This window comes from Paenibacillus turicensis (assembly GCF_017873435.1).
Lineage (GTDB): Bacteria > Bacillota > Bacilli > Paenibacillales > Paenibacillaceae > Fontibacillus > Fontibacillus turicensis.
On the sequence record NZ_JAGGKG010000020.1, the window covers coordinates 42,145 to 61,546 of the forward strand.

The window sequence follows — 19,402 nt, forward strand, 5'->3', positions numbered from 1 at the left end:
GGACTATATCTTATTACTTATGGAATGTGGCATAATATTTCAGAATGCGACATTAGTGTTTTAATTATGAGTTTATTCGACAGCAATAGAGCCTTGTATGTATGGGGTATATAATGCTATTATGAAGTTTAGGGGATTTTAAGGAGAAAATGATACGCGCGGAGGGAACCAAGATGAGCAAATTTATCGTCCGCGGTGGCAATGTTTTGACCGGGAACGTTAAAGTTAGCGGAGCAAAAAATTCAGTGCTGCCGATCATTGCAGCATCACTACTAGGAGAAGAGGAAATTAGCATTATTCGTGATGCGCCTCCTTTGGATGATGTAATGACCATTAATAAAGTATTGGAAGCGTTAGGTGCAGAGGTATCTTATGACCGTGAGGTTATTACCGTTAATGCACAAAATATAGCTTCCTGTGAAGCACCTTATGAGCTGGTGCGCAAAATGCGGGCGTCTTTTCTTGTCATGGGCCCTTTGTTAACGAGAAAAGGATATACACGTATTTCTCTTCCAGGTGGTTGTGCGATTGGAACTAGACCCATTGATCAGCACTTAAAAGGCTTTGAAGCGATGGGAGCAGAAATTACGTTAGGTCAAGGTTTTATTGAAGCTCGTTCCAATGGCCGTTTGCATGGCGCTAAAATATATTTGGATGTAGCGAGTGTAGGTGCTACTGAAAATATTATGATGGCGGCAACCCTTGCTGAAGGAACTACGGTAATTGAAAATGCAGCGAAGGAACCTGAAATTGTTGATCTCGCTAACTATTTAAATAGTATGGGTGCAGTTGTACGTGGTGCAGGCACTGGTGTTATTCGTATTGAGGGTGTAGAAAAGCTACGTGGTACAGATCATACCGTAATTCCAGATCGCGTTGAGGCGGGAACCTTTATGATTGCCGCAGCAATGACGGGTGGAAATGTATTTGTAGAAGGAGCTATCGCAGACCATTTAGGTCCAGTGATCTCTAAGCTTGAAGAAATGGGCGTTACCGTTGATGCTCAAGAAAACGGAATTCGTGTTATTGCGGATAAGCCGTTAAAAGCAGTGGATGTAAAAACATTACCTTATCCTGGATTCCCAACAGATATGCAATCTCAAATGATGGCCTTATTATTGATTTCCCAAGGAACAAGTGTTGTAACTGAGACTGTATTTGAAAATCGCTTCATGCATGTGGAGCAATTTCAATTAATGAACGCAGAAATTAAAGTAGAAGGTCGCAGTGCGATTGTAACGGGTGGGTCTAAGCTTAGCGGTGCTAAAGTATGTGCTACTGATCTTCGCGCAGGCGCAGCCTTAATTATCGCTGGACTTGTCGCAGAAGGCACTACTGAGGTTAGCGGTACACATCATATCGATCGTGGATATGTACATTTAGCAGAGAAATTAGCTGGTTTAGGCGCAGACATTTATCGGATTAGTCTAAATGAAGATGCAAAATCAGCGGCTGCTGAAGGTGCTACGAATAAGAAAGTGTTCCAAAAGCTCAATATTCAGCCAACTTTGGCGTAACTTGTATATAATTAAGACGGAGCAGGTCTGCAAAAGGTTTCTCAAATTGCAGACTTGTTTTTTATTTTGACAAATAAATCATCTCCCTACTTTTTCGTTCTATTAAAACCTTCAAAATCATAGGCTATAAATATAGCAGTCACAGATGATGGAGGTAATCAATAGATGTCATTAAATAAACGCTACCATTCGTTGCAATCGTTACGCCAAGCCTATCGCCGATTTATCCGCTATAAATATTTCCCTCACCTCATGAGCTGTCTAGCTATCGTAACTCTAGCTATCGTGATTCCAGCTTTACTTACACTTGGTCGACCCTTTCCTGTCCCTACTGATTCTAATGTGCAAGAAGATACCAAGACAAATAAACCAATACACGCTAGTAAATCAAATAAAGAAATTCAGAGTGAACAGCAGGTTTTATCTCAATTTGGACTCACAGGTGCTCTACTTTCTCCTAAGCAAACGATAAGTGTATATTTGCATAAAACAAAACAAGTTGAGGTTGTTTCACTAGAACAATATATAATGGGTGTTATTGCAGCGGAAATGCCTGCCAAGTTCAAGCTAGAAGCCTTAAAGGCACAGGCGGTTGCAGCGCGTACTTTTATCGCACGACGACTCGCGGCAGGTGATGTTAGTGGTGTTCCTGATAATAAGGCAGATGTAACGGATACAGTTGCACACCAGGCCTATATATCGAAGGAGGAGCTAGCAGGCTGGTCTAGTAATGGGAATGGGGACAAGCTAGCGAAGCTTAAGCAGGCAGTGAAAGAAACAGAAGGCATTATTATGACTTATAAAGGTAAACCAATTACAGCCTCTTTTTTTTCAGCGAGTGGTGGATATACGGAAAATTCAGAGGATTATTGGAGCCAAGCCGTTCCTTATTTACGGAGTGTTCCTAGCCCATGGGATCCCAAGCTACAGGAAAATAACGAGGTGACCGTGAGCTTTTCTCTTGATGAATTGTTTCGTAAGCTAGATTTGAGTCCCCCTGCTATTCCGGCCACATCCATGTCAGAAAAATCGATAGCTAGTCTCTTCAAAACTTTATCTACTACTAAAGGGGGAAAAGTAAAAGAGATTTCCGTTAATGGTATTAGAATGAAAGGCAGAGAAGTAAGAGAGAAATTAGATTTGCGTTCGAGTCAGTTTAAGATTGGCTATAAGGATAATAAAATACAGATTACAACCTATGGTTATGGTCATGGCGTAGGGATGAGTCAATGGGGAGCGGAAGGGATGGCACGTAGTGGCTATAGCGCGCCGCAAATATTAAAATATTACTATACTGGTATTTCCTTCGATCAGGTAGAGAAGCTACTCTCAAATAAACTTTCAAAAAAATGATATATTGGGAGTATAAAAGATTTAGCCCTCGGTAACAATGGTTATTGAGGTGATGATCAAATGAAAGAAGAAAACCAAAAAAAGCAGAACCATGAGGAATCTCCTAAAAATTCGATAGGAGTAACGGAGCCAACCACATCCACATGGAAGAAACTGTTATCTAAGAGATGGGTATATCCAGCAGCTTATGTAGCAGCAGCGGCAATTATATTAACTTTAGTATGGGTCTATCAGGATGCCGGTTCTAACAAACCGCTTCAATCCGATACTACAGTTACAAATTCCGCAACGCTACCAGCAGGGGGCTCACCAGAAGTAGATAATGGTAGTGACAAAACAGTAAATACGATGGCAGTTTCAGAAGATTTTGCATGGCCGGTTGCAAATGCCAAAGAGGTTAAAATTGTGAAGCCGTTCTATGAAAAAGAAGGAACACCAGAAGACCATCAAGCAGCATTAGTGCAATACAACGATACATTTATTCCAAACACAGGTATTGACTTAGCGCGTGAGGATGGTAAGCCATTTGAAGTTAAGGCTGCAATGAGTGGTAAAGTAACACGAGTTGAGGATCATGCGGTTTTAGGGTATGTCGTAGAAATTACACATGCTAAAAATTTAAAAACAGTGTATGAAAGCTTAACCGATGTTGCAGTGAAGCAAGGTCAGGAAGTAAAGCTTGGTGACAAACTTGCATCAGCTGGACGGAATGAAATGGAGAAGGACCTTGGAAATCATGTACACTTTGCTGTGTATGAAAATGATGAATTGGTGAACCCAACCACTGTACTTCCTCAAAATTAATTTAAAATTACGCTAGCAGAGGGAATTTGCCCTCTGCTTTTTTTATTTTGTACAACTTTTTAAAAATGCTGTTACTACGCAGGATGTACAAGTTATTTTTATCATAAAAATTGCAAAAACCAGGCTTGACCAAGCTTGTCACGTTTTAAAACAAAGAATATATAGTCACGCCCCTCATATAATGTACCAAACTATCTCGAATAGGGAGGCGGGAGCGTGCATGATTACATCAAGGAACGTACAATTAAAATTGGCCGCTGCATCGTAGAAACCAAACACACAGTTAGAACAATTGCCAAAGAATTTGGGGTTTCTAAAAGTACGGTGCATAAGGATTTAACAGAACGTCTACCTGAAATAAATCCAGACCTAGCAGATCAGGTGAAGAACATACTTGAATATCATAAGTCGATCCGCCATCTGCGCGGGGGAGAAGCAACTAAGATAAAATACAAGAAGAAGGGAAAAGAAGAGCGAGAGGTGATTAGCTCGGCAAAATAAAGGGTAAATATTCTGTTTCGTTATCGTGGAAGTTTATTGAATAAACCCCCTAAAGTATGGTATTTTTAAATATGGTATGAGAATGTGGAATTTTATCGATATTCCTTGAAATCTTGGCCATTTTGCAGAATTTCATCGATCTATATTAAATTTTCTGTAAATCACTCTCGTATCAGTACATTTTGCATGAATTTGATTAAACCGGTTAGACCCGCTCATCATGTAATTATGCAGAATGTTAGGTTCAATAAAATACGCTTTGGGGGATCACGATAATGAGTAAGGATATCGGTATTGATTTAGGTACAGCGAATGTGCTTATACATGTTAAAGGAAAAGGTGTTGTATTAGACGAACCGTCTGTTGTTGCCATTGATAGCGATGCAAAACGTGTACTTGCAGTAGGTGAAGATGCGAGAAAAATGGTAGGTCGTACGCCAGGTAATATCGTGGCAATTCGTCCGCTTCGAGATGGAGTTATTGCGGATTTTGAAATTACAGAAATGATGCTTAAGCATTTTATTGATCGGGTGGGGGCGCGTAGCTGGTATAGCCGTCCACGCATTCTAATTTGTGCACCAACAAATATTACGTCTGTGGAGCAAAAGTCTATTCGTGAAGCTGCAGAACGTAGTGGTGCTAAGGATGTATTTTTGGAAGAAGAACCTAAAGCCGCAGCTATCGGTGCTGGCATGGATATTTATGAGCCAAGTGGCAATATGGTCGTAGATATCGGTGGGGGTACAACAGATGTGGCGGTGCTCTCGATGGGAGATATCGTCACAGCTTCCTCCATTAAGATTGCTGGTGACAAGTTTGATGCTGCGATTATTAAATATATTAAAACTAAATATAAGCTTATGATTGGTGAACGCACTGCTGAGGATATTAAAATTGGCATTGGTACTGTTCATCCTTCTGGTCGCAAGGACGAAATGGATATTCGTGGTCGTGATATGGTATCGGGGCTACCACTTACGATTACAGTTACTGCTGCAGAAGTTCAAGAAGCTTTAAATGACTCTGTAGTTGCGATCATAGCTGCTGCAAAATCTGTGCTTGAGCGTACTCCGCCAGAGTTGTCTGCTGATATTATCGACCGTGGTGTTATTCTTACAGGCGGTGGCGCGTTGCTTAATGGATTGGACGAGCTGCTTGCTGAAGAGCTACGTGTACCTGTTCTAATTGCAGAGGATCCAATGCATTGTGTTGTAAAAGGGACAGGCATTATGCTAGATAATCTTGATCGTGCTATTAAGAAAAAATTCTAATTTGCCGATAACAAGAGGTAAGTGTTGTTAATTTTAAACAGAAGTATTGTACGGTAAATAAGTTAGTCTAATTTTATGCAGATACTTGTCTGGAGGTTTGTTCCATGTTGAGAGGGCTTTACACCGCAACTGCGGGTATGATTGCAGAGCAACGTCGTCATGATACGGTGACACAAAATATTGCCAATATGAATACACCGGGTTATAAGCAGGTGAATAGCATTTCACGTACTTTTCCGGAAATGCTGGTGGCACTCCAAAGCAATGGTCAAAAACCAACGTCACGTAACATTGGTAGACTTGCAACAGGGGTATTTGCTGAGGAAAGTATGCCTTCTTATGCCCAAGGTGAGATTAGAGATACGGGTAGAAATAGTGATCTTTCCCTTAAAAGTAATATTGAAGTTAATGATCCTGCAACTGGACAAGCTATTCCTTTTGACTCCTCAGGCAAGTATGTCAATGAAAATGGAGAGGTTATGTATCGTCCAGAAGCCTTTTTCTCTGTGATGGACAATAACAATAACGTGAAATATACACGGGATGGTTCCTTTCAGATTAATGCAAACGGAGAGCTAATTACCGCACAGGGATATCGTTTACTGGATCAAGCTGGAGAGCCAATTACGTTTCCTGAAGGCATGTCTGTTGAGAATTTGACCATTAATGCGGCAGGAGTAATGACAGACGGAGAGAATGAGCTTGGACAGCTTGGCATTAAGATTGTAAATCGTCCTCAAGAGTTGGTTAGTGAGGGTAGCAACACGTATCGGGTTGAAGATGAAGAGGTAGCTGACATTCGGGATTTGGAGGAAAATGATGCTGTTGAGATGAGACAAGGTGCATTAGAAGGCTCGACAGTAGATCCAACTCAATCGATGGTTGATTTAATGGCTGCACAGAAGGCGTATGAATCGAATCAGAAGGTCATTCAATTTTATGATAAAAGCTTAGACAAAGCCGTTAATGAAATTGGCAGAGTGTAGAATAGGAGGCTCCAGATGAATAACTCCATGATAAGTGCGATGGTTTCTCTTGGTGGGACACAGCAACGACTTGACCTGCTGGCAGATAATCTAGCAAACGCAAATACAGCGGGTTATAAAAGTAAGCAAGCGACATTTGAAGAAACTTTAACTGCTGTAAAAAAGCAAGGGGACAAATTTAAGCTAGATGGACGAGCTACACCGATGGGAATACAGATGGGCTTTGGTTCTAAGCTTTCATATATATCGCAAAATAATAAGCAAGGTAATCTGATTGAGACGGGGAATAAAACAGACCTTGCCATCCAAGGAAATGCTTTATTCAAGGTTTCATTATCTGAGGAGGGTCCCACCGCTTATACAAGAGGGGGAGACTTTCATTTACAGCCTAACCCTGAAAACGAGGAGGAAGCTTATCTCGTAAATAGTCAGGGCTACTTTGTGCTGAATGAAGAAAATGAACGTATTACCGTCCCCGCGAACGGAGAGTTTAATATTGATCCCGATGGGAATATTACAGCTTTGCAAGGAGATGAAGTTGTAGGATTAGGTGCAATTAATGTGTCTGTTGTTATTCGCCCTGATGCATTAGAGCGCCGTGACAATGGTCTATATGTTATTCGCGCTGATGCAGGTCTAAATGTTAATGCTGCTGGACCACAAGGAGAAGTAAGAGTACTAGAACAAGCTGTACTCCAAAACAACAATACGATTGATCCCCAATCTTCACAGCGGGCTAAATTACAACAAGGTGTAATTGAAAACTCCAATGTAGATATATCTGGAACGATGGCAGAATTAATTCAGGTTCAGCGCACATATCAGCTTGCAGCACGCGCATTAACTTCTAGTGACAACATGATGAATTTAGCCAATAATTTGCGTGGGTAGGTGATGAAGGGCATGAGTCAGGAAAATCCCCCCGTAAAGGAAAAAGAGACACAAGAGAAGAAGGACATAAAGGACACAAAAAAAGATAAAGAGCAAGGGAAGTCAGGCTGGTGGGTACTTCTCCGCATTGTCATTATTATTGTGGTCTTAATTTTGGTCTTTTTTGGGGGAGCGGTTGTAGGATTTGTAGTGTTAGGTAAACAAGATCTTACGCACGTGTGGGATCTTAATACATGGAAGCATGTATATGACCTAGTTTTTGCGCCATAGCGGTGCATGGTAGCTTAGCGTTCGCAAGTGTGAAATAGTCTTTTAACAAAAAAGAGCCATTCTATCTAATGAGGTTCGGGGTTAGCACCCGAGGCGTATCATTAGGATTGAATGGCTCTTTTGTTTATTATTTATTGTCCTGCTTCAAGGCTGTAATTTCAGCATCAGATAGACCGCTTGTTTTGGCAATGATGTGGACGGGAATACCTTCGGCGAGTAGGCCTTTAGCCATTTCTATTGCTTTTTTGTGCTCGCCTTCCTGTACTCCTTCCTGTCGTCCTTCCTGTCGTCCTTCTTGTCGTCCTTCTTGTCGCCCTTCTTCTATCCCCTGCTTGAACCCCTTTTCTAGAAAAAACTCCATTGAAGAGGCTTCGTCATGTAGAAACTTTTGTCGCTGTTCGTAACGTATTCTAGCCTCTTGATCTTGACTCAAATACTCAAGTGTATCCATCGCCTTTTTCAGTTTAGGTTCATTCATTTGAAGCACCTCCCAATTTGATTTATCTGTTCCTTTTAAGAAAAGAAGCCAATTAATTAATCCACCTTGTATTGGAACAGACATTTGTTCTAATTTGGCTAACTCTAAAAAATGAATTTCAATATCATCACACAAGGTAATGTCAGTATGGTCTTCTCTTAAATGAAATATATTATGATACCTATCATTTGGCAAGAATGAATAGTTCAAAATGTTAATGGTAACACACTTTTTAAGTTCTCTATAGGATTGACTTTCTTGTAGTTGAGAAGAGTAGCGTTTGCTCCAATAGAATAGTGTACGCTTCTCAATGTCGTATTTGTTAAATAACTGCATTTCTACATTAATAAGCTCACCTGTCTTTGTTTTTGCCCAAATATCAAAAATAGATTGTTTATCAAGTGGAGCGTCTTTGTCGGTATATGGATTCAGTAATGTAATCTCACTAAGAGGCTCTTCTCCTGCTTCAATAAAAGTCTGGTTGAGGAAGGCTAATAGGACATCCTTATTCGCTTCACTTCCAAAAATTCGCTTGAATACAAAATCGTTGCGTGGATTAAGTAGCTCACTCATGAATTCATCTCCCTTTCTTTCTTAAATTATATCATAGAAGACTGCTTACCTTAGTGAGTCTCTATGTTAGTGTCTTAGTTAATCTCTGAGTGAATATAAAGGGAGTGAACAGGGAAGTTTACGCTGGCAGTTGGAAAAGGTATAATTAGATGGATGTATTATGTGAATAAATAGGCATATAGCTCTTTGATGACAAAAGGGCTGACGTCTCCTTTATAGCTTGTGAGCTACAAAGGAGACCAGCCCCTTATCTGAACCTTCGCTTCTGCAGAGGCGAAGGATATACACAGTATTGCCCTTTGAAGTCATTTTTATGCCAATTTTCGTAAATATTGAAGGAGGATTTATCCATGTTAGATTCTAAACAAATTCAAGAAATTATCCCACATCGCCCGCCATTTCTACTTGTAGATAAAATCGTGGAGATGGAAGAAGGTAAACGGGCAGTTGGTATTAAAAATGTTACAATTAATGAGCCGTTTTTCCTTGGTCATTTCCCGCAGCATCCCGTTATGCCTGGTGTATTGATTACAGAAGCATTAGCACAGGTAGGTGCGGCTGCGATTTTATCTTTGGAGCAAAACAAAGGGAAAATAGGCTTTTTGGCTAAGTTGGACAATTTCCGCTTCCGTGAACAGGTTGTTCCTGGCGATACACTTCGTCTTGAGGTTGAGATCATACGTGTGAAGGGTCCAATCGGCAGAGGATATGGTATAGCCAAGGTTGAGGATAAGGTTGTAGCTGAAGGCGAAATTACATTTGCTTTATCGTAATAGTAGAACCGTACAATATTTTTATTATATTGGATAAGGGAGTATGTAAATATGTCAGAAATGATCAGCAAGGTTAAGGAAAAAGTGCAAGAATGGTTAAATGACCCTACGATTGATGACCAGACTAAAGAAGAGCTACGTCGTCTACAGGACAATCCTGCTGAGCTAGAGGATTCATTTTATCGTGACCTTGAGTTTGGCACAGGTGGGCTTCGTGGTGTCATTGGGGTAGGCAGCAATCGAATGAATGTATATACAGTAGGCTTAGCGACACAAGGCTTTGCACAATATATTTTGAAGGCGCACGGAGCGAAGGCAGGAAAACCTTCTGTTGTTATTGCCCATGATTGTCGTCACTTCTCTCCTGAATTTGCATTAGAGGCGGCTTTGGTATTAGCCGGTAACGGGATCGTTGCTAAACTATTCCCATCACTTCGTCCTACACCTCAGCTTTCGTTTTCTGTACGTGATTTACAAGCTACGGGTGGTATTGTCGTGACAGCGAGTCACAACCCACCAGAATACAATGGCTACAAGGTTTACAATGCAAGTGGAGGTCAATTAGTTCCTGATGAGGCAGCTGAAGTCATTGAGAATATTGGAGCATTACATTCCTTCGCCCAAATTAAACGTTTAACCAAAGCGCAGGCAGAACAACAAGGGTTACTTGTGTGGTTAGGTGAAGAAGAAGATGCTAAATTCGCTCAGACCGTAGCTGAGATGAGCTTAAATGAGGAGCTACTCCAACAAGGTGCTGGAGATAATCTTGTAGTGGTATACACGCCTTTACATGGTACTGGTAACATTCCAGTTCGCCAAGTGCTTGCTAGAAATCACTTTAACAATGTACATATTGTACAAGAGCAGGAGTTGCCTGATGGTAATTTCTCTACAGTGAAGTCCCCAAATCCTGAAGAGCGTGAAGCCTTTACGCTAGCGATCAAGCTAGGGGAGCAGGTGAATGCAGATATTTTGATTGGAACAGACCCTGATGCAGACCGCATGGGTGCGGTGGTTCGTAACGCTAAAGGTGAATATGAGATTTTAACGGGTAACCAATCGGGCTCTTTACTCGTTTACTATTTGTTAAGTCAAATGAAGGAACGTGGTGCATTGCCAAGTAATGGGGCGGTTGTGAAAACCATCGTAACAAGTGAGTTTGGGGCAGCCATTGCTGAGCATTACGGTGCAACTGTATTTAACACATTAACCGGCTTCAAATATATCGGTGAGAAAATGAATCAATTTGAGCAGTCTGGTGAATACACGTACCTATTTGGCTATGAGGAAAGCTATGGTTACCTTGCAGGCAATTATGCGCGTGATAAAGATGCTGTTGTCGCTTCGATGCTAATTTGTGAAGCAGCAGCTTATTATAAACAGCAAGGTAAGACGTTGATGGATGTACTGGAGGAGCTATACCAGCAGTTTGGTTATTATCGTGAATCGCTTGTATCTCGTACCTTAAAAGGAAAAGATGGGCTTGCGAAAATTGGAGAGCTAATGAGCAGCTTCCGTAACGATCCACCTAAGCAGGTCGCAGGCATCAATGTATCCCAATTACTTGACTACTCACTTGGACTTGATGGCTTGCCAAAAGAAAATGTGCTTAAATTTTTGCTAGAGGATGGCTCATGGTTCACTTTACGCCCATCAGGCACGGAGCCTAAAATTAAATTTTACTTTGCCGTACGCGGAGCGTCCATGGCTCATGCTCAAGACTTACTTGCAAATATTGAGGCAGAGGTTTTAGTGCGAGTAGATGCATAACTTTTAACTTTAGCAAACTCAGTCCGATCATATTCAACAAATAACAAGCGGCGATTAGCTCGAAATATTGGGCAGCCGCTTTCGTAGCGATTAAGAGGAGGTAAATAAGTGAATCAGAATTGGCAACGATGGAACAAAGCATCGCACAAATGGTTGTGGGTGCTCGTAATTGTCGGAATTATCGCCACTCTACCGATGATCATTGACCGTTTAAAAACAGAATCTTCATCTAATAAGGTGGAGGTTGTATTCAATTTTCGTAATTTGTTAGAAATTTCAACCTATAAGGGAAACCCTGATCAGTACTTAGATCATCAGTTATCAGAGCTGAAACAAACAGGCGTAACTACGATGGCGTTGTTTGAAAGCACATTGGATGAAATGGCTAAGGCACACCAGATTATGACCTTTAGCTCTCTAGACTTAGCAAAAATGGAGCAAAGTTTATTGACTGGGCAGGAAAACAAAACTTACGTTGCGTTTACAAGTGCGGAAAATGAAAAAATACTTTCGCCAATTATTGAAAAAGCATTCCGTAATTTAGATATCCCTGTCTCTCCTTGGACATATAAAAACTATGCTGGGCTTGAAATTGGTGCCGCTTTAGATGAAGCAAATCTGAAGGTGATGCAGCCTAATCCAATCCTTATGTCTAAGCTACATGAGCTTGGGTTTTATATTCTTCCTCGGATGAGTGATAATGCACCATACAATCAGCAGGATATGGATGACTTACTGTCACAATATAAACAGCTTGGTATCACAAAAATATTGTTTGATGGTGAGGCTGTGAAGGGCTTTAATGATAATGAGGATATGAACAGCCTAGAAGGCTTTGCTGATTTGTTAAAAAAATATGACATCGGCATTGTAACGATTGAAAACTTAAAGATGCCGCAAAAAGGTTTTAGTAAATTAGCTTACTTGACGGACTATAACGTTGTGAGATTGTTCTCATTACCGGATAGTGATGCCAGTTTGGGACCAGAGCAGTTAGCAGATAAGTTTGTATTAGCAACAAAAGATCGTAATATTCGTATGATTTACTTAAATGCTCAGCCAGTTAAGGATGGCTTAAAGGGAAGCGTTACGAATCCGGTTAATAATTTAATTGAGTCATTGGGCGAACCGGGTAATGCTTTAAAGTCGATTGAAAAAAACGGTTTTGAATTTGGACAAGCCGAAAGCTTTACGGTATACCACTCTACTTTGCAAAAATTTAGCGAGCCAATTGTTATCCTTGGTGCGGTTGCCTTTATCGCTTTGCTTGTCTCTTACTTTGCATCACCATTTACATTGCTTGCATTCATCCTTGGTTTGTTAGGAAGTGCAGGACTGTTTGTGCTAAAACCAGCATTGCTAGAGCAGGCACTTGCATTATTTGTATCGATTAGTGCGCCTACGATTGCGGTAGTACTTGCCATTCGCAAGGTGGAAGAAATGAGAAGTAATAACGCTTCAATAAGTACAGGACGTCGAGTCGCACATTCCGTTGTGTTGTACTTTAAAACTGCGTTAATTTCACTTGCAGCGGTACCTTTTATTATTGCGTTATTAAACAATATTACGTATAGCTTGGTTATTACACAATTCCGAGGCGTTAGCTTACTTCACTTAGTCCCTATTATGCTCATCGTCTTGTATGTATTCCTTTACTTAGGAAAGTCCGTATGGCAGGAGTTGCAAAATTGGCTTAAAATGCCGATTACTCTATTATGGGTTGTACTGCTCGTTGTTTTGGCGGGCGTAGCCTTTTTCTACTTATCTCGTACAGGCAATGGGGGCACATTATTACCAGGTGAGGCGCCACTTCGTGCCTTCTTAGAAAATAATTTTGGCGTAAGACCAAGAAACAAAGAGTTCCTATTCGCACATCCAATTTTCCTTGCAGGCGTATTTGCAGCATTCCGTTATCGCAAAGCGCTGTATGCCATGATTATTGTTGTGATTGGTCAGCTTTCCATGGTGGATACCTTTGCCCATATTCATACTCCGATGGTATTGTCACTCATTCGCGGATTGCTAGGCTTAGGTTTAGGTTTAATTGTTGGATTCGTTCTTCTACTAGTGTGGTATATAGTTGAAAGGTGTTGGGATAGATGGTCGCCAAGACTGCTCAAAAAATTATAATATCCGGTTATTATGGCTTTAAAAATAGCGGTGATGAAGCGGTATTGACATCTATTTTGTATGCTTTAGAGGAAGCAGGACAAGCGGCGGGAATACAGATTACACCAATTGTATTATCGATTGATCCTGAATGGACAACAAAGACCTATGGCGTAGAGGCTGTTCATCGGATGAAATTGGGAGAAGTAAAAAAGGCGATTCAGCAAGGTGATGGCCTCATTAGCGGGGGCGGTAGCTTATTGCAGGACGTTACAGGCTTAGGGACCATTCCTTACTATTTAGGTGTAATTAAGCTGGCGCAATGGTTAGGCAAGCCAACGTTTATTTATGCCCAAGGTGTAGGCCCTGTTCAGCGAGGTTTTTTCCATCCCTTCATTAAAAGTGTCATGAAAAAATGCAAATATATTTCCGTACGCGACCAACAATCTGCTGCATATCTTCAAAAAATCGGGATCGGGCAAGAGCGTATTCACGTTGTGCCTGATCCTGTCATGGGATTTGTGCTTCCAGAGCAAGTACAAAATCATGTTGAGCACCATCATGGTGAAGATCGAGTTCTGGATCAAGAGGTATCCAAAGATATATCTCGGGATGTATCCGAACATGAATCTCAAGATATAGTTGAAGATATGCCTCAAGATGTAATCAAAGAAGGATCTCAAATAAAAGTCACAAATAAAGTGAAAAAAGTAAAACCTGTTGTAGGTGTATCCGTACGTTTTTGGAATGAGGATCGTTCCGAGCTGCGTAGTTTAGCACAAGGGTTATCAAAGCTAACTGCTGAAATGGATGTCACATTAAAGTTTCTTCCTTTTTATTTCCCAGGTGATGATGAAGCATCACGCTTTGTCATACAGCACATGGAGCATGGAGCAGAGGTTGCCTCTGTCATTGGTGAATGTGAGCATCCGTCCGAAATGGTGCAGGAAGTGAAAAATTGTGATTTGCTAATTGGGATGAGACTACACAGCTTAATTTATGCGGCATCACAAGGTGTCCCAATGATGGGGATTTCCTATGATCCGAAAATTGATCAGTTCCTTGCTCGGTTGAACATTTCGCCAGTTGGCAGTCATAAAGCATTAGATGGTGATCAAGTAGCTATAACAGCAGCATCGATATTAACAAATAAAGAAGCATGGTTAAATGAACATATAGAATACATGGAAGTCATGCGACGTGATGCTAGGGTGCCTGCTCATCAAATTACGCAATTTTTAAAAGGTAGAGGGTGAATGACATGGATGAAAAAAAGATACCGAGCGTTTCCATCTTTGGTATTCCTGTGTGCAAGTGGGGGATGAAGGATGTGGTATCCTATTTGACAGAAGTTATTTTGTCTGAGCAATACCATCAAGTCATTACCGCCAATCCGATTATGATCAATGAGGCGTTGCATAACCCTCAGTTTAATAAAGTCATGACCGAAGCAGAGCTTGTCATTCCAGATGGAACGGGTGTCGTCTGGGCTGCAAAAATGGGTGGAGAGCCTGTAGAGGAGCGTGTTCCTGGCATTGAACTGTTGCATGAACTGATGAAGCAGGGTGAAAAGCATCGTTGGAGAGTATACCTGTTGGGCTCTACCGCTGAGGTGGTGCAGGAGGCGGCGAAAAGGTTAGCAATCGAATATCCGTTAACACATATTGTAGGTGTACGTGATGGTTATTTTAATTCCGAACAGGATGCGGAGATCATTGCACAGATTAAAGACTCTAAACCACATTTATTGTTTGTGGCAAGAGGTTTGGATACGCAGGAGCCTTGGATTGCCAAGCATAAAGAGCATTTAGCTGTCCCTGTCATGATGGGGGTTGGTGGAAGCTTTGATGTTATCTCTGGTAAAGTAAAACGTGCACCAAAGGTTGTCCAAAAGCTACGTATGGAATGGTTATATCGCGCACTAAAGGAGCCTTCCAGAATACCAAGATTGATGGCAATTCCTAAGTTCGTTTTGCGTGTTTTGCGAGAAAAGGATACAATAACTAAAGTGAAGCAATAAAATCGTAACATTAATGATTGAAATTTCCCATCAAAGAGCGTAATATTGCTAAGGATGATACTAAGATAATTTTTATCATTTTTTGGCAGAACAATTGGGGGTTGGAATTTACATGTGGATGATATATACCATGGGTTTCCTAGTTGCTATGGGCTTAGCTGCAGCATTGACACCACTGGTAAAGAAATTTGCTTTTAAAGTAGGCGCCGTAGATATGCCTAATGCTCGTAAGGTACATACGCGAGTGATGCCACGTCTTGGGGGCTTAGGGATTTATATCGCATTTGTTGTTGTATTTGCTGGATTTATCATGTTTATACCTGAGACCTTTACAGTACGAGAAGGCAACTTCATTAAAGCATTTCTTGTTGGTGGGACAATGACGATTTTGCTAGGCGCGTTCGATGATAAATTTGATCTGCCTGCTAAATTCAAGTTTTTATATCAAATTGCAACAGCTTGTATTGTTGTGTTCGTATTCGATATTCAACTCGAATTTGCGAACATTCCTTTTCATACGTATGGCTCTGTTCAAGATTGGATTGGAATTCCGTTTACAATTCTTTGGATTGTTGGCGTAACGAATGCGATAAATCTGATTGATGGACTTGATGGGCTTGCTGCAGGGGTGTCTGCGATTGCAATTGGAACGATTGCGGTCATGGCATTTATTATGGGAAATGTGTTAGTTGCACTCATTAGTTTATTGTTACTTGGAAGCATTATCGGATTTTTATTTTTTAACTTCCATCCAGCTAAAATATTTATGGGCGATTCGGGAGCCTTGTTCCTCGGATTTTCACTAGCGATGTTATCCTTGCTTGGCTTTAAGCAGGTTGCGATTGTATCCTTCTTGACGCCACTCATTTTGATTGGTGTGCCATTGTCCGATACATTTTTTGCAATCATTCGCCGTTGGAAATCTAAAAAGCCGATTTTCGCTCCAGATAAAGGACACTTGCACCATTGCTTACGTGAGTTAGGTTTTACTCATCGTCAGACTGTACTTATTATTTACGGCATTGCAGCATTTTTTGGTGTACTTGCCATTATTCAATCTACTGCGGCATTAGCAAATGCTAACTGGGTGACCTTTGTTGTTATTTGCGTTATGGTATTCTTTATGCAAATTGGCGCAGAAGTGATTGGGCTCATCGGCAAAACAAAACGTCCAGTACTCGATTTCATTGCTCGCCTTCGTATGAAGGGTGTGGAGCGGGGCTCGAAATAATCATTAATTTCAAACGTTATTGAATAAATTAAAGGTACCTAGCACTATACACGATTAATAAGTGTACAAGCGCATAGGTACCTTTTTGTTTATTAGCAATTACTATTTCTCAGTAAATGTAGCGGTCCTCGTAGCTGAGTCCCACTTGACTTCAATACCCAGAGCTTCAGCAAGCTCTCTTATAGGCAGAAAGGTTGTATTATTTTTAATCATTGGGGCTGTATTGGAGTTTAGTTTATTATCGTTAACCCAAATCCCCGTTTTCCCCACCACCATTGTAATAACCACATTTTCTTTTGTTAACGTAATTTTCTTTTCGCCTTGATCCCATTTCACTTCAAAGCCAAATACATCAGCTAGGGCTTTGAGTGGAACCAATGTACGACCTTTCTCAACGAAAGGCTCTATTCCTGCTCCTGCTACAATATGCAAATATTGTCCATTCACTTGAACCAACACACGACTTTTTTTTGCTTTTTCACAGGTTTGCACCTCTAGAGGGATTTTCATACCATCCTTAGTCAAGCTTAATTTATCCTTTGCATCGTCTTCTGGCCCATCATAACATGTTGGGAAAGGTATTGAGTCTGACCAAAAAAAGTTACGCTCCTCAGCATACGATATAACTCCACTTGATAAAAATAGTAGCAAGGCTAATATACCAGTTAACCATCTCAATTTCACGGAATAGTACCTCCATCACTTTTGAATTTAAACTCAAATTTAGGATTAAATGAAATTTACGAATTTATGAATTTATGCATTTATGAAATTAAGAGTTTGTGAGTTTATTATTACTTCATGAGGATGTGAGTTGTATGAGCTTCATGAGTTTTATCTATTAAAGTTATACGGACGAAGTCCGTCCTTGTCATAGACATACCCACTGATTTGCTCGAGTGCAGCTAAGACTTCTTCCGTTCCAAGTTCATCTAGTATACTTTGAGGAACGGGCACACCTTTGTTTAAATAGGACTGAATCGTACGCTGGAATTCATCCACTTTCTTTTGTGTTTTTTCATCAAGCTGTTTTTTCCGTTGTTTGGTCTTTTCAACCCATTCATTGGTTACATCAGTAACTTTGCCGTATCTGTCATAATGTAATACCGTCCCATCCTCGGATTGAATATAAATGTTCCGACCATCTGTCCCCTTACCAGTCGGGATATTGATATGAGAACTTATAGACGTTCCTGCTGCATATACCGTGTAGGCCGCAGTGCCACCGCTAATAACTAAAACAAGTGCTGAGAATAACGATAATATAATCACTTTCGTTTTCATTTTTTTGTTGTTCATAACATTTAACAGTCTCCATTTCATTTCTGATTTTGGGCTACAAAAGCTACTAGTGAATACTACATTTCTTTGACTAACGCTATATTCCAGCATAGATAATAACGTTTTGCCGTAAAGTCTCCGATTGTCCATGTCCATTTTACGAACAACCTTTTCATCACAGGAGAGCTCACATAACACATTTAATTGTCTATTAAGAATGTAAACGATCGGGTTAAACCAATAAATTGTGTTTGCAATAAGAAGTAACAGCTTTACAATAAGATCGCCACGTTGTAGATGAGTAAGTTCGTGGGACATAATCATGGAAAGCTCTTTTTCCCCAAGCTGGGTATTCGGTAAAATCACCACAGGCCTCCATATACCTACAAGCATTGGGGTGGTAGCCTTTGGACTAATCATCACCTTCACAGGATAATTTCCCATTTTGCTTTCCCAGCTTTCTCGTAGGAGTGAACGTTTAAACATCCGATATTTTAGAACGTTGAGTAAAAGATAAACGATGGCTCCGCTTGCCCATATTATAGTGGCAATTAGAAGAATTACACTTAGTTGTTGCGCTTGTAAGAGAGAAGAAAATACATTTTTCAAATAAGTATAGTTTTCTTTGGCTTCCGCCAATAAACCACCTTGAACAGATTGCTGCAACTTAATTTGCGGCTCATAACTTGAAGTTTGGTAAAACGAGACTGAAATAAACCAACGAAGGAGCCTAATGAATAGCTCTGAACCACCTAGCAGAAGAAAGATCGGAATTAAGCCCGTATAGTAATGCCAAGCCTGTGAAAAGACTTTATGGGTTAGGGGCTTTAAGCAGTTTTGTAACATCCAAATGAGTGTGCTAACCACTGACGCAACAAGGAGGGAGAAAATGAGTGAGCTCATCATTGATCCTCCTTACGATTGAACCACTCCTTTAATTCCTTGATGTCATCAGAGCTAAGCTCTTCATCATCAACGAGTGCGGCTAGAAAATTTTTAGCCTTTCCATTGTATAAGCGATCTAAAAAGGAGTGAGTTTCAATCTTCTTGTACTCTTCTAGCGTCACAACGGGGGTATAGTAATTAACTTTACCTTCCATTGATTTTGTTAAAAAGCCTTTTTCGATAAGACGCTTCAGCAGGGTTGATATCGTTGATGTTTTCCAATCTTTATTTTCAAAAATGTCCAACAACTGATTTACTGTTACAGATGATGTTGCTGCCCAAACCACCTCCATAACCTCTAATTCTGTTTCTGATAGTCTTCCTAATTTTTTCATAAGGTGCGCACCTCTAATTTTAATCTGCGACAACTTGTCGTAGTTTCGATAGTACGACAAGTTGTCGCAGAAGTCAATATTATAAATAGCTTGATTAACTAGTTGGAATTCAAAATAATTCAAATTAAATTTGATTTAGTAACATTTGGTCTTTTTCCATGTTATTAGACTGAATTTTAAGAAATGACTAAAAGTTCGGGTTGCCTTGTCCGATAAACTACATATATGACGATTTTTTCCCATGTTGCTTTTGGGCAGTGTTTTTACGCAGGAAAATCTTAATTTATTATACAA

Annotated in this window: 18 protein-coding genes; 14 read left to right on the plus strand and 4 right to left on the minus strand. The window is 40.4% G+C overall.

The window, feature by feature from the left end:
- Positions 1 to 173 precede the first annotated feature (173 nt).
- From murA to J2Z32_RS17875, 8 genes are all read left to right on the plus strand, one after another.
- Positions 174 to 1,517, plus strand: a complete 1,344-nt coding sequence (gene murA / locus J2Z32_RS17840; RefSeq protein WP_210090548.1) for a UDP-N-acetylglucosamine 1-carboxyvinyltransferase — start codon at positions 174 to 176, stop codon at positions 1,515 to 1,517.
- Between the two features lie 165 nt (positions 1,518 to 1,682).
- Positions 1,683 to 2,870 (plus strand): stage II sporulation protein D, encoded by a 1,188-nt coding sequence (spoIID, locus tag J2Z32_RS17845; RefSeq protein ID WP_245251583.1) that lies wholly within the window; start codon positions 1,683 to 1,685, stop codon positions 2,868 to 2,870.
- 60 nt (positions 2,871 to 2,930) lie between these two features.
- The gene (locus tag J2Z32_RS17850; RefSeq protein WP_210090549.1) at positions 2,931 to 3,674 is read left to right on the plus strand and encodes a M23 family metallopeptidase; all 744 of its coding nucleotides are present in this window, start codon (positions 2,931 to 2,933) and stop codon (positions 3,672 to 3,674) included.
- Positions 3,675 to 3,890: 216 nt separating this feature from the next.
- A complete protein-coding gene (gene spoIIID, locus J2Z32_RS17855; RefSeq protein ID WP_210090550.1) occupies positions 3,891 to 4,175 on the plus strand; it encodes a sporulation transcriptional regulator SpoIIID in 285 nt (94 codons plus the stop codon).
- Positions 4,176 to 4,447: 272 nt separating this feature from the next.
- Positions 4,448 to 5,446 carry a rod shape-determining protein gene (gene mreB, locus J2Z32_RS17860; protein WP_342453977.1) on the plus strand — a complete coding sequence of 333 codons (999 nt, stop codon included), beginning with the start codon at positions 4,448 to 4,450 and terminating at the stop codon, positions 5,444 to 5,446.
- A gap of 104 nt (positions 5,447 to 5,550) precedes the next feature.
- Positions 5,551 to 6,432 carry a flagellar hook-basal body protein gene (locus tag J2Z32_RS17865; RefSeq protein WP_210090552.1) on the plus strand — a complete coding sequence of 294 codons (882 nt, stop codon included), beginning with the start codon at positions 5,551 to 5,553 and terminating at the stop codon, positions 6,430 to 6,432.
- Positions 6,433 to 6,447: 15 nt separating this feature from the next.
- Positions 6,448 to 7,323, plus strand: coding sequence for a flagellar hook-basal body protein (locus J2Z32_RS17870; protein WP_210090553.1), 876 nt, complete (start codon positions 6,448 to 6,450; stop codon positions 7,321 to 7,323).
- A 12-nt stretch (positions 7,324 to 7,335) separates the two neighbouring features.
- Entirely contained in the window at positions 7,336 to 7,593 is a 258-nt protein-coding gene (locus J2Z32_RS17875; protein ID WP_210090554.1) for a DNA-directed RNA polymerase subunit beta, read from the plus strand.
- Positions 7,594 to 7,720: 127 nt separating this feature from the next.
- On the opposite strand, the gene J2Z32_RS17880 is transcribed toward J2Z32_RS17875, so the two are convergent.
- Entirely contained in the window at positions 7,721 to 8,644 is a 924-nt protein-coding gene (locus tag J2Z32_RS17880; protein WP_210090555.1) for an Rpn family recombination-promoting nuclease/putative transposase, read from the minus strand.
- 350 nt (positions 8,645 to 8,994) lie between these two features.
- On the opposite strand from J2Z32_RS17880, the gene fabZ reads away from it, so the two are divergent.
- The 6 genes from fabZ to J2Z32_RS17910 all read left to right on the plus strand — a co-directional run bounded on the left by fabZ (position 8,995) and on the right by J2Z32_RS17910 (position 16,547).
- On the plus strand, positions 8,995 to 9,417 hold the full coding sequence (gene fabZ / locus J2Z32_RS17885; protein WP_210090556.1) for a 3-hydroxyacyl-ACP dehydratase FabZ: 423 nt from the start codon (positions 8,995 to 8,997) through the stop codon (positions 9,415 to 9,417).
- Positions 9,418 to 9,468: 51 nt separating this feature from the next.
- Complete coding sequence (locus J2Z32_RS17890) at positions 9,469 to 11,187, plus strand: phospho-sugar mutase (RefSeq protein WP_210090557.1); 1,719 nt, start codon at positions 9,469 to 9,471, stop codon at positions 11,185 to 11,187.
- A gap of 108 nt (positions 11,188 to 11,295) precedes the next feature.
- Positions 11,296 to 13,317, plus strand: a complete 2,022-nt coding sequence (locus J2Z32_RS17895) for a DUF5693 family protein (RefSeq protein WP_210090558.1) — start codon at positions 11,296 to 11,298, stop codon at positions 13,315 to 13,317.
- Entirely contained in the window at positions 13,287 to 14,552 is a 1,266-nt protein-coding gene (gene csaB, locus J2Z32_RS17900; protein WP_210090559.1) for a polysaccharide pyruvyl transferase CsaB, read from the plus strand. The genes J2Z32_RS17895 and csaB overlap by 31 nt, the downstream gene beginning before the upstream one ends.
- 5 nt (positions 14,553 to 14,557) lie before the next feature.
- A complete protein-coding gene (locus J2Z32_RS17905; RefSeq protein ID WP_210090560.1) occupies positions 14,558 to 15,316 on the plus strand; it encodes a WecB/TagA/CpsF family glycosyltransferase in 759 nt (252 codons plus the stop codon).
- A 112-nt stretch (positions 15,317 to 15,428) separates the two neighbouring features.
- On the plus strand, positions 15,429 to 16,547 hold the full coding sequence (locus tag J2Z32_RS17910) for a glycosyltransferase family 4 protein (RefSeq protein WP_210090561.1): 1,119 nt from the start codon (positions 15,429 to 15,431) through the stop codon (positions 16,545 to 16,547).
- 102 nt (positions 16,548 to 16,649) lie between these two features.
- Here J2Z32_RS17910 and J2Z32_RS17915 read toward each other — a convergent pair whose 3' ends face one another.
- From J2Z32_RS17915 to J2Z32_RS17925, 3 genes are all read right to left on the minus strand, one after another.
- Positions 16,650 to 17,231, minus strand: coding sequence for a stalk domain-containing protein (locus J2Z32_RS17915; protein ID WP_210090562.1), 582 nt, complete (start codon positions 17,229 to 17,231; stop codon positions 16,650 to 16,652).
- Positions 17,232 to 17,381: 150 nt separating this feature from the next.
- Entirely contained in the window at positions 17,382 to 18,731 is a 1,350-nt protein-coding gene (locus J2Z32_RS17920; protein ID WP_210090563.1) for a M56 family metallopeptidase, read from the minus strand.
- Entirely contained in the window at positions 18,731 to 19,108 is a 378-nt protein-coding gene (locus J2Z32_RS17925) for a BlaI/MecI/CopY family transcriptional regulator (RefSeq protein WP_210090564.1), read from the minus strand. The genes J2Z32_RS17920 and J2Z32_RS17925 overlap by 1 nt, the downstream gene beginning before the upstream one ends.
- Between the last annotated feature and the right edge of the window lie 294 nt (positions 19,109 to 19,402).